Source organism: Amycolatopsis aidingensis (assembly GCF_018885265.1).
GTDB classification, from domain to species: domain Bacteria; phylum Actinomycetota; class Actinomycetes; order Mycobacteriales; family Pseudonocardiaceae; genus Amycolatopsis; species Amycolatopsis aidingensis.
The window spans coordinates 6,612,442-6,626,603 of the sequence record NZ_CP076538.1 but is presented as its reverse complement, the minus strand read 5'-3'; the positions used below and the strand labels follow the sequence as shown (position 1 = coordinate 6,626,603).

At 67.0% G+C, this 14,162-nt stretch carries 14 protein-coding genes; 5 read left to right on the top strand and 9 right to left on the bottom strand.

From position 1 onward, the window contains the following. Positions 1-3 precede the first annotated feature (3 nt). The 6 genes from KOI47_RS30255 to KOI47_RS30230 all read right to left on the bottom strand — a co-directional run bounded on the left by KOI47_RS30255 (position 4) and on the right by KOI47_RS30230 (position 4,482). Positions 4-495, bottom strand: coding sequence for a nucleoside deaminase (locus KOI47_RS30255; protein ID WP_216210200.1), 492 nt, complete (start codon positions 493-495; stop codon positions 4-6). A 31-nt stretch (positions 496-526) separates the two neighbouring features. Continuing rightward, on the bottom strand, positions 527-1,306 hold the full coding sequence (locus KOI47_RS30250; RefSeq protein ID WP_216210198.1) for a radical SAM protein: 780 nt from the start codon (positions 1,304-1,306) through the stop codon (positions 527-529). Next, positions 1,293-1,895, bottom strand: coding sequence for a hypothetical protein (locus tag KOI47_RS30245; RefSeq protein WP_216210196.1), 603 nt, complete (start codon positions 1,893-1,895; stop codon positions 1,293-1,295). The genes KOI47_RS30250 and KOI47_RS30245 overlap by 14 nt, the downstream gene beginning before the upstream one ends. A gap of 517 nt (positions 1,896-2,412) precedes the next feature. After that, entirely contained in the window at positions 2,413-2,988 is a 576-nt protein-coding gene (locus KOI47_RS30240) for an HhH-GPD-type base excision DNA repair protein (RefSeq protein WP_216210194.1), read from the bottom strand. Positions 2,989-3,022: 34 nt separating this feature from the next. After that, positions 3,023-3,508: a GNAT family N-acetyltransferase gene (locus KOI47_RS30235; protein WP_216210192.1), complete on the bottom strand. Its 486-nt coding sequence runs from the start codon at positions 3,506-3,508 to the stop codon at positions 3,023-3,025. Positions 3,509-3,516: 8 nt separating this feature from the next. After that, on the bottom strand, positions 3,517-4,482 hold the full coding sequence (locus KOI47_RS30230) for a hypothetical protein (RefSeq protein ID WP_216210190.1): 966 nt from the start codon (positions 4,480-4,482) through the stop codon (positions 3,517-3,519). 312 nt (positions 4,483-4,794) lie between these two features. On the opposite strand from KOI47_RS30230, the gene ectA reads away from it, so the two are divergent. From ectA to KOI47_RS30205, 5 genes are all read left to right on the top strand, one after another. Beyond that, positions 4,795-5,328 (top strand): diaminobutyrate acetyltransferase, encoded by a 534-nt coding sequence (gene ectA / locus KOI47_RS30225; RefSeq protein WP_216210188.1) that lies wholly within the window; start codon positions 4,795-4,797, stop codon positions 5,326-5,328. Positions 5,329-5,401: 73 nt separating this feature from the next. Next, positions 5,402-6,655, top strand: a complete 1,254-nt coding sequence (gene ectB, locus KOI47_RS30220) for a diaminobutyrate--2-oxoglutarate transaminase (protein WP_216210187.1) — start codon at positions 5,402-5,404, stop codon at positions 6,653-6,655. A 45-nt stretch (positions 6,656-6,700) separates the two neighbouring features. Continuing rightward, positions 6,701-7,117, top strand: a complete 417-nt coding sequence (locus KOI47_RS30215; protein WP_216210185.1) for an ectoine synthase — start codon at positions 6,701-6,703, stop codon at positions 7,115-7,117. A 79-nt stretch (positions 7,118-7,196) separates the two neighbouring features. Further along, on the top strand, positions 7,197-8,096 hold the full coding sequence (thpD, locus tag KOI47_RS30210; RefSeq protein ID WP_408629864.1) for an ectoine hydroxylase: 900 nt from the start codon (positions 7,197-7,199) through the stop codon (positions 8,094-8,096). Between the two features lie 318 nt (positions 8,097-8,414). Beyond that, positions 8,415-11,273: an AfsR/SARP family transcriptional regulator gene (locus KOI47_RS30205; protein ID WP_216210181.1), complete on the top strand. Its 2,859-nt coding sequence runs from the start codon at positions 8,415-8,417 to the stop codon at positions 11,271-11,273. Between the two features lie 209 nt (positions 11,274-11,482). Here KOI47_RS30205 and KOI47_RS30200 read toward each other — a convergent pair whose 3' ends face one another. From KOI47_RS30200 to KOI47_RS30190, 3 genes are all read right to left on the bottom strand, one after another. Further along, entirely contained in the window at positions 11,483-12,376 is an 894-nt protein-coding gene (locus KOI47_RS30200; protein ID WP_216210179.1) for a hypothetical protein, read from the bottom strand. Further along, on the bottom strand, positions 12,370-12,876 hold the full coding sequence (locus KOI47_RS30195; protein WP_216210177.1) for a DUF6932 family protein: 507 nt from the start codon (positions 12,874-12,876) through the stop codon (positions 12,370-12,372). The genes KOI47_RS30200 and KOI47_RS30195 overlap by 7 nt, the downstream gene beginning before the upstream one ends. A 247-nt stretch (positions 12,877-13,123) precedes the next feature. Further along, positions 13,124-13,945, bottom strand: a complete 822-nt coding sequence (locus KOI47_RS30190) for an SGNH/GDSL hydrolase family protein (RefSeq protein WP_216210175.1) — start codon at positions 13,943-13,945, stop codon at positions 13,124-13,126. Positions 13,946-14,162: the final 217 nt, after the last annotated feature.

Sequence of the window (14,162 nt, the reverse complement as noted above, 5' to 3'; positions counted from 1 at the left end):
CTCTCACCTCGCCCTGTTGAGCGCGAAGAGCGCCTTGCACTCCTCGCGCCGTACTTCCTCGCGGATCTCCAGGCTCGGCGTGCCCGCGGCGACGATGTACCGGGATGGGACCTCGATCTGTCGCCAGGTGAAGGTGTCGTCGGGATGCTCGGATGACCATTTTATGGCGTCTTTTTGCGTGGCCCCGAACACGATTCCGGACATTTTGGCCCAGATCGCGGCCGATGTGCACATCGGACATGGTTCCAGAGTGCTCACCAGGTACGCGCCCGGAAGGTATCGTCGCTGCATGATACTGGCGGAATGGCGAATAACCACCATCTCGGGATGGGCACTGGGATCATTGTCGTCACCGATCAAGCTGCTGCCCGACTCGGCCAGGACCGTCCCGTCCAGCACCACGAGAGCGCCCAGCGCGTAGTTGCCACGGCGCGATGCTTCCTCCGCCAGTTCGACACATCTGGCCATTTCTGCTTCGAAGTCGGTGCCGGTCAAGATCGTCACATCCCCAAGAAGATTGGTAACATCAGGCTGTCAGTAGATCATCCAGTTCGCATACACGCTCGTCCAAGCCTTCTTTTGATCTTTCGATCCACAGGACGCCGTCATTTTCGATCACCCAGTAGTCGCGGTTCCAGAAGTCCAGGCATCTGACGTCGATCATTCCTTCGTGCCCCGCTGACAGGCTCGCTACCTTGGAGTGAACGGTCTGCAACTCCGCACCAGCTATGGAGTTCCGGCCACCTCTTGCTGCCCGGCCGCGTGGGACCACCGGAATGAAGCTGATCTTTCGAGCCCCCCGGGACCGAGCGAACTCAACCATGTCGTCCATCATTTCTATGGTTTCGGCGGTGACGACGGTATGTATGGAAAACGGGATGTCGTGTGTGCGGCAAACCCGCATACTCTCCAGGACGTTTTCGAAGGAGCTCACCCTGAAAACATCGTCGTTCGAGGCATCCGGGCGGTGTATGCTGAACTTGAACTCGGACTTCATCGCCAAGGTCGAGGCGACGACTTCCGTGGTTATCGATATGCCATTCGTTATCACGACAACCTTCGGGAGGATCTTCCCGGTGACTTCGATGACGGTCGCCAAGTCGCGCCGCATGGTCGGTTCTCCTCCGGATATTTTCAGCGACCGGACTCCTCGCCTTCTCAAATTTTCGGAAATCAATCGGAGGGTGTCAATCGAGAGCTCTTCACGGCTGGTGTTCGGCGCCTGGCAGAATGAACATGCGGCATTGCACCTGCGCGTGACGCGAACGCATATTGATGTCGGAAATCTGCGCTCATGGTGATTCATTTCTTATGACCATGTCCTGGGTAATTTTAAGCATGTTGAATATCTGCGACATCTGGTCGGCGAACTGCTGAGCGTAGTCTAGGCTCAGTTCGACCTTGGAATCCTTCTCCGGTTCGGGGACATCGTCCACGCCGTAGAATACGATCACTCCGTGCGGCGGATTGCCGTCGTCGTGTCTGTTGGTCTCCGGGTCCAGTCGAAGTACCGGGCAGGACAGGACCCAGCGCTGGCGAGGCTCGATCATCTGGGCCACGCGCTCGTCATACAGGCTGTGATGGTCCTTGGGGAGGTCCTCGTAAATCGGACGGCGCTCACGGTACGTCTTTCCGCTCACGATGTGTGGTGTGTCCACAGACAGGCGGGTGAAGCCGAATTCCCGAGGCATTCGGATGTTGAGGATCGCCAGGTCCCGATCTTGTTGAAGGTAGGTGGTGCAGTCGTCCTTGATCGCTACGAAGTAGCGCCCGTTGCATGGAATCTCCAGAGCTTTGGAAACCAGTTCGCAGACGATCTTCAACGTGCTTTTGAGTAGTCGTTGCTGCCGTTGCCGAAGCACCTCAAGATGCCGTTCGAACCGTTCGCGTTCCACGGTGCGCCTCTTTCGCGTAAGGTACTCGCTCCCCACGAGTGAAACAGCTCCCCCTGCGAACAAAAGATTTCCGGGACCAAGGTCCGCGACGGAGTTCAGCAGGTCGCCACGCGAAAGTCGGTCCGAGACGAGGTTCACCCAAATTCCCAGAAGTACAACAGAGGTGAGTGTCGCGCAGAACCTGAACGTGTTCCAGGGAGAGATACGCATCGCGGGCCCGTTCGCGGGACTCAGGAAGCGGAATATGTCCGTATGGGAATCGGAGACTCACCAACCGGTGCAGGTTACTTGGGGTCGATCGTGCCTTCCACATATTTGATCTAGATCTATCGCGGGATTGCATAGTTGGATATGGTAACCTGCGATATGTTGGCGTCGGCTCCGGATCACCGTGGTTCGCTCATATTGACTAGCGTTCGCTCTTTGGTGATCAGATTTGTGACGGCTTGTAATCGTTCGTCGCGGGGCGGAATTGTTCGGTGGCGAACATTGTCTGTGCCGGCCCGCTCATGGGCGGTCAGCCCTTCTTGGCGGCGGCTTTGGCTGCCTTCTTGAAGGCGCGGACCTCGGCCAGGGTGTCCTGGCCGGTGACATCGGCGATGGACCGGCGGGCCCCGTCCTCGCCGTAGGCTCCCGCGGCCTCGCGCCAGCCCGCCGGCTGGACGCCCAGCTGCTTGCCGAGCAGGGCCAGGAAGATCTTGGCCTTCTGCTCCCCGTAGCCGGGCAGCGCCTTGAGCCGCTTCAGCACCTCCGTGCCGTCCGGATCGCCCTCGGTCCAGATCGCCTCGGTGCGCCCGCCGTAGCTGTCCACGATGTGCCGCGCCAGGGTGTGCACCCGGCGCGCCATCGAGCCGCCGTAGCGGTGGATGGCCGGTTTCTGCACGCAGAGTTCCACGAACTCCTCGAGATCGGACTCGGCGATCCTGGTGACGCTGAAGCCGTCCATCCGTTCGGCGATCTTCCTTGGCCCGGCGAAGGCCACCTCCATGGCGATCTGCTGATCCAGCAGCATGCCGGTGAGCAGGGCGAACGGGTCCTCGGACAGCAGCTTGTCGGCTTCGGCGTCGCCGGTGAGGGTGAGCGTGTTCGGCATGGCTTCATATTCGCATGTCGCGGCGGCAAGGAAACTACCTCGACGAGGTGGCGGGCTCGGCCTGGAGCAGGCATGGGGACGCCGCGAACCCGTGGCGCGCGTATGCCGGAACCGCCCGGATGCTGGAGTGCACCGTCACCCGTTCGAGCCCAAGCTCGCGGGCGAGCGCCAGCACCGCCTGGATCAGCAGGCCGCCGAGGCCGCCGTCTCGTTCCCCGGGTACGACGTAGACGCATTGCAGGTCGCCGGATGCCCGCTCGACGGCAAGCGGGGTCGGCACCCGCTGGAGAACCGCCAGCCACGCCATGCCGATGACCAGGCCGTCGCGGACCGCGACCAGGCAATGGTGGGAGTGCCCGTGCCTGCCGGCCCAGTCCAGGAAGCGGGCCACGAACTCCTCGTGCCCGGTGCCGGGCGAGTCGCCGTGCTCCATGGCCCTTTCCAGGCCCCACTGCCAGCGCAGCTCGGCGACGGCGGCCAGCTCGTCCCGCTTCGCCGGGCGGATGGTGACCTCCCGCATACCGCCGATCATCTCGCGAGCCGGAGGCGCGCGGGGTTCCTGGTGCGGAACCTGATGCCGTCCGCCCGCAGCTTCCTGATCTCGACGGCGGCCAGGACCGTCACGGTCACCGGCGTGGCCAGCCAGCTGAGGGTGTACTCCCACGGCTCCAGCGCGGCGAGCTGCTCCGGCGGAGCTCCGAGCTTGGTCAGCGCGATCCACCAGCTTGACCACACGCTGAGCAGCGGGGCCAGCAGCCACAGCAGGTCATGGTCCTTCCGGGCACACAGCCCGTTGCGCTGGGCAAGGTAGGCCGCGCCGACGAAGAACAGCAGCACCCAGAGCAACGGGAACAGCAGCACCGGCGGGACCCGCTCGTCGCCTGCCATCGCGACCAGCGGCACGCGGAGCACACCCTGGCTGAGCCAGCCGACGATCCGGTCCAGCGTGCCGGTGACCACCGGGATCGGTGGCGCCGCGACGATGACCAGCAACAACGCGCTGAACAGGCCGGTCGCCACCGGCCGGACGAGTGCGCGGGCCGTACGAGCACGATGGCCGCCGCGCGCGAGCACGACCAGCAGCGGAGCGAGCAGGCTGATCCCGACCGGAGCCGTGAGCAGGACGACCAGGCCGTCCTGCCAGCTACCGATGGAGGCAAGTTTGCGCAGCGCCGACGGCGGGTCGAGCACGGCCTGCACCGCTATCGTGAGCACGCCGAGCGCGATCAGGGCGCGCGCGGTGAGCAGCCGCTCGAGCACGGTGTTCGCCGGCTCGTCCGGCAGCCCGACGTCGCCGGCCCGGAACTGGAACTCCCTGGCGAATCCGTACCTGCCGTATATCCGGCCGGCCAGGCGCAGTGGACTGAACCCCACCCACAGGGCGAAGCGAAACACGAGCAGGTAAAGCAGGATCAACGAGGTCTCCACGGTCCGGGCCGGCTTGCCGGTCCGGCAGTGTTGCCGATCGCCACTACGTACGGTGGTCGAATACACGCGGATCACCGGATTGTCGTAACCCGTGGTGTGCGTGCCGCTGCGGCCGAGTGGAGTATTCGGCGCTTACCCACTCGCGTTTCCGCTGTCGTCCCACTACCGTGTGCGCGTAGTCAGCCTCGGCGCTGGTCAGCGTGCGGGTACCGCGGCCAAGCCGAGGCCGTTCGTGCTGCGCTCCTAGCACAGCGACCGCGCAGACGGTACACTTGTGTCGTCATTCTCACAGGTGTTTCCTCATCGCCGCAGGTAGGTCGCCTGCCGCGGGTGCAGCGCGGCTGAGCTGGGCAAAAGCTTCTGTTAGGTTGCATTGATATGTCCGGAAAGCACATACAGCGTGCCAACGGCGACAATGCAGCGGCCGACCATGTGGTGATCGAATCACCCGCCAAGTCGGATGGTGCGGCCCTCTGGCGAATCGCGCGCGATTCACAAAAGCTGGACCTGAACTCGTCGTACGCCTACTTGTTGTGGTGTCATGATTTCGCCGACACCTCCGTGGTGGCGCGAGTGGACGGAGTGGCCGTCGGATTCGTGATCGGCTACCGCCGCCAGTCGAAGCAGGACGCCGCCGTCGTGTGGCAGGTCGCCGTGGACGACTCGCAACGCGGCCGTGGTTTGGCCGGCCGCATGCTGGATACCCTGTTCGAGGGGTTGGTGCGGCGAGGCGTGCGCTACCTGGAGACGACCATCACACCGGACAACGACGCGTCCATCCGGCTGTTCCGCTCCTTTGCCAAGCGGTGGGACGCCGAACTGGAGACCGCGGAGCTGTTCGCGGCCGCGGATTTCCCGGATGAGCACGAGGCGGAACACATTTACCGCATCGGTCCGCTTGCCGGTGCGTGATACGTCGCCCGGGTGACAAGAATACGTTAATAGTCGCCCGCTGGGCACGAATAGAGTAAGAGACGGAGTTAGTGTGAGCATCTTCGAAACGCTCGAATCGGAAGTGCGCAGCTACAGTCGTAGCTGGCCGACCGTGTTCGACCGGGCGCAGGGGAGTTGGCTCTACGCCGAGGACGGCAAAGCCTATCTTGACTTCTTCGCCGGGGCGGGGGCGCTCAACTACGGGCACAACAACCCGGCGCTGAAGAAAGCGCTGATCGACTACATCTCCCGGGACGGTGTCACCCACTCCCTGGACATGTTCACCGTGGCCAAGCGGGACTTCCTGGAGAGCCTGGACGAGGTGATCCTGAAGCCGCGTTCCATGGAGTACAAGGTGATCTTCCCGGGACCCGGCGGCGCCAACGCGGTGGAGGCCGCGCTGAAGCTGGCCCGCAAGGTGACCGGCAAGGAGTCGGTCATCAACTTCACCAACGCCTTCCACGGCATGACCCTCGGCGCCCTCTCGGTGACCGGGAACTCGATGAAGCGCGGCGGCGCGGGCATCCCGCTGGTGCACGCCACGCCGATGCCCTACGACAAGTACTTCGACGGCGCCTACCCGGACTTCCTCTACTTCGAGCGGTTGCTGGAGGACTCCGGCAGCGGGCTGAACGAGCCCGCCGCGGTGATCGTGGAGACCGTGCAGGGCGAGGGCGGGATCAACGCAGCCAGGCTGGAGTGGCTCCAGGGCCTCTCCGAGCTGTGCAAGCGGCACGGCATCCTGCTGATCCTGGACGACGTGCAGATGGGCTGCGGGCGCACCGGCCCGTTCTTCAGCTTCGAGGACGCAGGCATCAAGCCGGACATGATCTGCCTTTCCAAGTCCATCGGCGGCTACGGCCTCCCGATGGCGCTCACCCTGATCAACCCCGAGCTGGACGTGTGGTCGCCCGGTGAGCACAACGGCACCTTCCGTGGCATCAGCCCGGCCTTCGTCACCGCCACCGAGGCGCTGCGCACCTACTGGCGCGATGACGAGCTGGAGAAGTCCACCAAGGCCAAGGGCGAGCGGATCGGCGGCGTGTTCAACGAGATCGTGCGGACCTACCCGGACGCGCAGCTGCTGGCCAAGGGCCGCGGCCTCGCCCGCGGCCTGGAGTTTCCGGACGGCGAGACGGCTGGCAAGGTATGCGCAGCCGCCTTCGACCGGGGCCTGCTGATGGAGACCTCCGGCCCGGACGGTGAGGTCGTGAAGCTGCTGCCCGCGCTGACCACCACGGACTCCGAGCTCACCCAGGGCCTGGAGATCATCGAGGAGTCGGTCAAGGCGGTACTCGCGCCCTGAACCACCCAGAGCACGCATGTCGCGGAAGAACCAAAGGAGAGTGTTTTGATCGTCCGCACCCTCGATGAGATCACCGATACCGACGCCGACATCAAGACTCCGAACTGGCGCAGCAAGCGGATTGTGCTGGCCAAGGAGAAGGCCGGCTTCTCGGTGCATGAGACCACGCTGTACGCGGGAACCGTCAACGATTTCTGGTACGCGAACCACATCGAGGCGGTGTTCGTTTTCGAGGGCGAAGGCGAGATCACCGACAAGGCCACCGGCGAGACGCACCAGCTCAAGCCCGGCTCCCTGTACCTGCTGAACAACCACGACAAGCACCAGGTACGGCCGCGGACGGACATGCGCACGGTGTGCGTCTTCAACCCGCCGGTGACCGGCAGGGAGGTGCACGACGAGAACGGCGTGTACCCGATCGTCCGCGAGGAAGACGACCTTGCGGACGGCGTCACCTCCTGACGCCGGACTGACTGGCGTCCCTACCACCAAAGAATGGGGCAGAAAAACAGGAAGGAATCATGAGGAGGCGAGCAGCTTGATGCTCACGGACACTCGTGTGGAGGACAGCTACCCGACCCGGATCGCGGGTCAGCCGGAACTCATGGATCGGGTGGATCCGACCGTGTGGGGCAGCGAGTCCGACGGCCCTATCGACGCCGCCGACCTTGCGTCGCATGACGGCAAGGGCTACTCGGTCGTCGAGGGTCTGCTTTCGCCTGCCGAGGTCCAGGGCTACTGGCAGGAGCTGGTCCGGCTGTCCTCGGACCAGGAGCTGAAGGCAGACGAGCGTGTCGTCACGGAGAAGGCTTCCGGCGAGGTCCGGTCGATCTTCGAGGTGCACAAGATCAGTGAGCTGATCAGCGAGCTGGCCAGGGACCCGAGGGTCCTCGACCGGGCGCGGCAGATCCTCGGGTCAGAGGTCTACATCCATCAGAGCCGGGTCAACTACATGCCGGGTTTCCGGGGTTCCGGCTTCTACTGGCACTCCGACTTCGAAACCTGGCACGCGGAGGACGGTATGCCCCGCCCCCGTGCGGTGAGCTGCTCGATCGCGCTGACCGACAACTACCCGTTCAACGGCGGCCTGATGGTCATGCCGGGGTCGCAGCGTACGTTCGTGCAGTGCATCGGGCAGACGCCGGAGGACTACTACAAGACCTCGCTCAAAGAGCAGCGGATCGGCGTCCCGACCGAGGACGACATCACCAAGATGGCGGCCGAGCACGGGATCGACCAGTTCACCGGTCCGGCGGGCTCGGCGCTGTTCTTCGACTCCAACATCATGCACGGTTCCGGCAACAACATCACGCCGTACCCGCGCTCGAACATCTTCCTGGTGTTCAACAGCGTGGAGAACACGCTGGTGGAGCCGTTTGCGGCGAGCAAGCGGCGGCCGGGGTTCATCGGCAGCAGGGACTTCACCCCGCTGTCGCGCTGACCAGGTAAAACAGGGCGCGAGTGGGGCCGCCTGTAGCGGTCCGCTCGCGCCCTGTTATGTTGTCCCCGTCACGCTGAAGGTGGTCCGGATTTTCGCTCGGGGTGAGATCCGGACCGGGTGGAGGCGAAGACATCCGGCGGAGCGTCCTGCGATCCGCCGTCGAGTAGCACCGAGTGCGGCCCCGCACCATCAGATCGGGACTGATGGTGCGGGGCCGCACTCGTCTGATCGGGTGTGCTTGTCCGGCTGGTGGGTCGATCCCGGCCGAAACGCCCCGCGCTCTCCTGGCCGCGCGGTACTTTCGAGGTCCGTTTACGAATGGGGAGTCGGACACGGGAGCGCGATGTGGACGCACGCGACACCGGCGCGGGGGAGTCGACGGAGCCGGCCGAGGTGCGGATCCAGCTGCTCGGCCCGGTACAGCTGATTGCCGACGGCAGGCAGGTACCGGTCGGCGGCCCAGGGGTGCGTGGCCTGCTGGCCCTGCTGGCGCTGGACGCCAACAAGGTGGTCACCCTGGACGACATCATCGACGGGCTCTGGGGCCACGAACCACCTGCCACCGCGCGGACCATCGTGCACGGCAACGTGTCCCACCTGCGCCGGGTGCTCCGCTCGCTGCACGGGGAGCATCCGGACCCGGCAGGCGCCGCTCCGGTCGAGATCCACACCGCCACCCCGGGATACCGGCTGACGATCGCCCCGGACCGGGTGGACGTGCACCGCGCCCGCGCCCTGCTGGAGCGCGCCGCGGTCGCCCCGGTGGAGCGGCGGGCGGAGCTGCTCGGTGAGGCCTTCGCGCTGTGGCAAGGGCCGGTGCTCGGCGGGGTACCCGCTTCCATCGCCGCTCCCGAGCTGGAGGAACTGCGCCAGGCCGTGCACGGCGCCAGGGTGGACGCCGACCTCGAGCTCGGCAAGCATGCCGAGTTGATCGCCGAGCTGGCCCCGCTGGTGCGGGAGAACCCGGCGGACGAGCGCGCGGTGCGGCAGCTGATGCTCGCGCTGTACCGCTCCGGGCGGCGGGCCGATGCGCTCGAGGTGTACCGGCAGGCCTCCCGGCAGGTCGGCGAGCGGCTCGGCATCGACCTCGGCCCTGAGCTGCGCACCCTGCACGACCAACTGCTCAAGGACGAGCTCGCCGAGCACACCGGCTGGCCGCGTACCCGGCTCGCGCTCACCCAGCTGCCACCGGCCGTGCCCAGCCTCGCCGGGCGCGCCCCCGAGCTGTCCTGGCTGAACGACCTGCGGGTGCGGGCCCAGCAGGGGGCGCGTGCCATCGGCGTGCTCACCGGAGCCGCCGGGATCGGCAAGAGCGCGCTGGCCATCTCCTGGGCGCACGAGGCCGTGGACGCCTTCGAGGACGGGGTGCTGTTCGCCGCGCTGCGCGGGTTCGACCCGCACCGCGAGCCTGCCGACCCCGCGGAGGTGCTCTCCCACTTCCTGCTCGGCCTCGGGGTGCCGGCAGCCGAACTGCCCGAGCGGCTGCCGGAACGCATCGCGCTGTACCGCTCGCTGCTGGCCGAGAAGAAGGTGCTGGTGCTGCTGGACGACGCCCGCACCGCCGAGCAGGTCCGCCCGCTGCTGCCGCCGGGTGCGCGCTCACTGACCCTGATCACCAGCCGGTCCCGGTTGGACGGTCTTGCGGTGTCCAACGCGGCCAAGCTGTACGCCCTGGACGTGCTCACCGCGCAGGACGCGGTCCGGCTGATCGAGGAGCTGGCCGGGCCCGACCCGCAGGGCAGGCACGCACGGCTCGCCGAGCTGTGCGGCTACCTCCCGCTGGCCCTGCGGATCGCAGGCGCGCGGCTCGCCGCGGCCCCGGAGTGGACGGTGACCCAGCTGCTCGAGGAACTGGCGAGCGAGCGGACCAGGCTGGCCGCGCTGGACCTCGCGGACGCCGACGGCGGGGACACCAGCGTGCGGGCCGCGCTGGACGTGTCCTACCGCGGCCTGCCGGCAGCGGCCGCCGCGATCTTCCGCGCCCTCGGCGCGCTCACCTCCTGCTCGGCCGGGGTGGGCCTGGCCGCAACCGCCTGCGGTGTCGACCCCGAGACCGCGCGGCGCGGGCTGCGGGTGCTGGCCGCGCACCACCTGCTGACCGAGACCGCTCCGGACGTCTTCACCCCGCACGACCTGGTCCGGCTGTACCTGCGGGACCTCGCCGCGGCCGAGCTGACCGGGGCGGAACGCACCGCGGTGCTCACCAGGGCGCTGCACTACTACCAGGCCTCCGCGGACCGGGCGCGCAGGCGGTTGCTGCGCATCGTCGACCCGCTCGAGTTCACCGGGCTGGCCGGGATCGCCGCCGATCCCACCGGGTACGACGAGGCGCTGGACTGGTTCGTGGCCGAATGGCCGAACCTGCTGGCGATCATCCGCCAGGCCCGCTCCCGGGGGCTGCACACCGAGGCCTGGCAGCTGGCCAGGGTGGTGCACACCTACCGGGTCGTGCGACCGCTGTGGGACGAGTGGCGGCTGCTGGTGGATCTCGGGCTGGCCTCGGCCGAGGACTCGGGCAGCCTGCTCGGCCGCTGCTGGATGCTGATCTCGCGGTGCGCGGTGGCGCTGATCTTCGGCCGGGCCGAGAGCAGCCTCGCCGATGCCGAGCAGGCGCTGGAGCTCGCGGGCGAACTCGGCGACGAGCGGCTGCTGATCTCGGCGAACATCCACCTCGGCTGCGCGCTGACCCTCTGCGAGCGCTACCAGGAGGCCATCTCCCGGCTGAGCGCCGCGATCGAGGACACCGAACGACTCGGCGACCTCGCACTGGGCGGGCAGGCGCTGAACAACTGCGCGGAGGCGGAGAAACGCGCAGGCCGCTACCACGAGGCGATCGCACACCAGCTCCGTTCGCTGGAAATCGATCGTAAGCTCGGGGACGACAGTTATGCCGTGGTGTCGCTGAACAACCTCGCCGAGATGCAGCTGGCGATCGGCAGGCCTGCGGAGTCCCAGCGGTACGCCAGGGAGGCGATCGCGGTGACCGAGGCGCGCGGGCTGCTCCTGCAAGAGGGTGTGGCGCGTCTCACATTAGGGCGGGTTTTGCGAACTATGGGTGATTTCGAGGGCGCTCGTGCCCAGTTCGCCGCCTCGTTGGAGCTACACGAACGGGTGAGTCCGCATGCGGCGGACGAGGTACGGGCCGAGCTCGAGGCGGTGCCACCCGCGGACTCTTAGCGAGTTCTTAGTGGCCTGGCTGGCATTCGGCGTAGTGTGCGAAAGCGGCGCCGATCACATGGCCCTGGGGGAGGGGCCGGTGGGGCGCCACATCCACGGGTGCAGGGGGATGGATCCGTGGACGTGGACGGGTCACCCGAGACGATCCGTCGCGGACCGGCCGGTGACACAGGGGAGAGCACCGGCCGGTCCGCCCAGACGGGCGGTTGCTATCCGGACGGTTCCTGATCGAAGAGGCTGGTCTCGGAGCGGATCTCCAGCAACTCGTACACCGGGCGGCCGCGCCTGCCGTCGATGGTGGTGGTCCGGACCACTCGCAGCCGCGCGGTGACCGGCTGGTCCAGGTTCAGCTTGATCTCGTCCAGCAGGTCCGGTGCCACCGCACCCTGGATCGTGCTGCCACTGTCCCGCTCCAGGTAGAAGATCCGCCGCCGGGTACGCACTCCGTCCAGCCTGCCGGTGACGGTCTCGTAGCCGACGTCCTCCCTGGACTCCCGCAGGCTGCCCTGCAGCACCCTGGCCTGCTCGGCGGTCATGCTGCGGGCCACCTCCTCACCGGTGGTAGGGGAAAGGGTGAGCCCGACCCCGGCGTTCTTGGCCACCGCGTTCACGATGTCGCTCACCGCGTTGCGCACGGTGTCCCGCTGCAGCAGCACGGCATCCAGGGCGCCGTCGTCGGAACCGTTGACCGGGAGGAAGTCGCACAGTTCCTTGACCGCGCGCTCGGACAGCGTCTCGATGCCGTCGTGGATCAGCGCGTCCTCGTCCACCGTGTCCGGGAAGCCGAAGAAGATCGTGTTGCCCGCCTGCCCGCGCTGGATCAGCGGGGCCTTCTCCCGGTCGGCCGGTTGCACCGAGGTGATCTCGGCCTGCGGGTTGCGCACGATATGCCCGACCTTCGCGGTGGCGTCCTGCAACGCCCTGCCGATATCGGAGAAGGTGTAGGCGTCCAGCTGGGTGGTGCCGAGTACGGAGACCCGCAGCAGTGGCGAGCGGCAGGTCCGCTCGAACTTCGCGTGCGCGGCCATCGAGGAGGCCCTGGCGAGGTCGTCCAGCCAGGTGCCGCCGGGAATGTCCTCGGTGATCTGCCGGAAGCTCACCACGCCACCTCCGCGTATCCCTTGGTCAGCCCGTCGATCGGGCCGTGCGGTCCGCGTACGGCCGACCACGCGCTGGCCCAGGTTTCCTCGTCCCCTGGGCGGCAGAGGAACCCGTCCAGCAGGCCGCCAACCGGCTGCACCTGGTCCAGGTACATCACCGGCTGCTCGACGATCACCCCGCGCAGGGTCAGCAGCCCGTAGAAGGCGGCCCGCGCCGGGCCGGACAGCCGCTTCAGGCTGCCCCAGTCGTCCGGCAGCAGCAGCACGTCGATGTCCTGCGGTGGTTCCTCGGTGCGCAGCACCAGCCCGCCACCGACCCAGGCCCGCCCGGAGGGCATCAGCTTGGCCACCATGCCGAGGTAGCCGCTCAACGCCCCGAACAGGTTCTCCCTGGTGTTGCGGTGCGGAGCGTCCCATACCAGCCGCTCGTAGATGTCCGAGAGGTCGGCCGCATGCCGCCCTGCTGGCAGCAGCCCCTCCGGAGTCCAGTGCGGGAGCGGCATCCGACCTCCTTAGCTCGATCCTCGGGTCCCGGATGGACAGCCGCGACTGCGCTGAAAATAGTGCGGGTGAAGGCGCCCCACTCGCCGAGACGTTCGAACCTATCAGCCGCCGGAGGGCGGTCCGACATGCCCGGACCCTAAGGGCGTGTTTAAGAAGGTGGTTGCCCGAGGTGACGCGCGCCCGCGCATCACCTCAGGCAGCCACCTTCTTAACAGCGCCTAAGGCCATGGCACGGCGGGAGCGGGTTCAGCGGGCCTGGGTGATGTCGCGCAGCGGCGCGAGCTCGGGCCGCTTCGGGGCGAGGCCGTCGCCCATCGACTCGCCGCGCAGGTGGCGGCGGATCCACGGCAGCAGGTGCATCCGGGTCCACTCCAGATCGGAACGGCGCAGCGAGATCCAGTTGGTGTGCTCACCGTCCTCGGGCCACGGCTCCCGCCAGTCGCCTTGGGTGGGCACGCCGAGCACCTCGGCGGCGCGCAGCGCGATCCGGTGGTGTCCCTCCGGGGTGAAGTGCAGCCGGTCGTCACTCCAGGCGCGCAGGTCGTGCAGCGGGTCCATGGCCCACAGGTCCACCACCCTGGCACCGTGCCGGTCCGCGATCGCCCACAGGTGCGCGTTGTAGATCGCCACCTTGCCGCGCAGGATGCTCATCACCGACATCTGCTTGGTGTCCGGGCCGGTGAAGATCAGCACGTTGATCCCGGCGGCACGCAGCCGCGCCACGGCATCCTCGAACCGGGCGGCCACCGCGTCCACATCGGCGCCGGGAACGATGATGTCGTTGCCACCTGCGCACAGCGTCACCAGATCGGGTCGGATGTCCATGGCGACCGGAAGCTGCTCGGTGACGATCTCGTCGAGCAGCTTGCCGCGCAGGGCCAGGTTCGCGTATCGCAGCCCGGGTCGCTCGGCGGCGAGGATCTCCGCCAACCGGTCGGCCCAGCCGCGGTAGCTGCCGTCCGGCAGTTCGTCGTTGAGTCCTTCGGTGAAGCTGTCACCCAGTGCGACATAGCTGTCGACATACCGGTCGAATCCACCGAAGCCCCCGAGTTCGCCCACGCCACGCATGCTGCTCTCCCTAGTCGCCGCCCGTGCATCCCCAATGGTTGCGCCCCCTAAGCAACACCTCAGGATGCCTCCCGGATTCCGGCCTACGCCACCGTCGGTTCAGTCGGAGGTCATAGTTTCTTGGGTTGTCGGCCATCGGCGCAGCCGCATTACCGGGATGTGCCGGTCGACTGTGGTGAACATCTCGCCACCTGCTGACCTCGGCGCTGTCATACGG

Coding starts and splice junctions, on each gene's coding strand:
- KOI47_RS30250 (WP_216210198.1), bottom strand. CDS start 1,306: ATGAATCACCATGAGCGCAGATTTCCGACATCAATATGCGTTCGCGTC.
- KOI47_RS30240 (WP_216210194.1), bottom strand. CDS start 2,988: ATGCCGAACACGCTCACCCTCACCGGCGACGCCGAAGCCGACAAGCTG.
- KOI47_RS30235 (WP_216210192.1), bottom strand. CDS start 3,508: ATGCGGGAGGTCACCATCCGCCCGGCGAAGCGGGACGAGCTGGCCGCC.
- ectA (WP_216210188.1), top strand. CDS start 4,795: ATGTCCGGAAAGCACATACAGCGTGCCAACGGCGACAATGCAGCGGCC.
- thpD (WP_408629864.1), top strand. CDS start 7,197: ATGCTCACGGACACTCGTGTGGAGGACAGCTACCCGACCCGGATCGCG.
- KOI47_RS30205 (WP_216210181.1), top strand. CDS start 8,415: ATGGGGAGTCGGACACGGGAGCGCGATGTGGACGCACGCGACACCGGC.
- KOI47_RS30195 (WP_216210177.1), bottom strand. CDS start 12,876: ATGCCGCTCCCGCACTGGACTCCGGAGGGGCTGCTGCCAGCAGGGCGG.
- KOI47_RS30190 (WP_216210175.1), bottom strand. CDS start 13,945: ATGCGTGGCGTGGGCGAACTCGGGGGCTTCGGTGGATTCGACCGGTAT.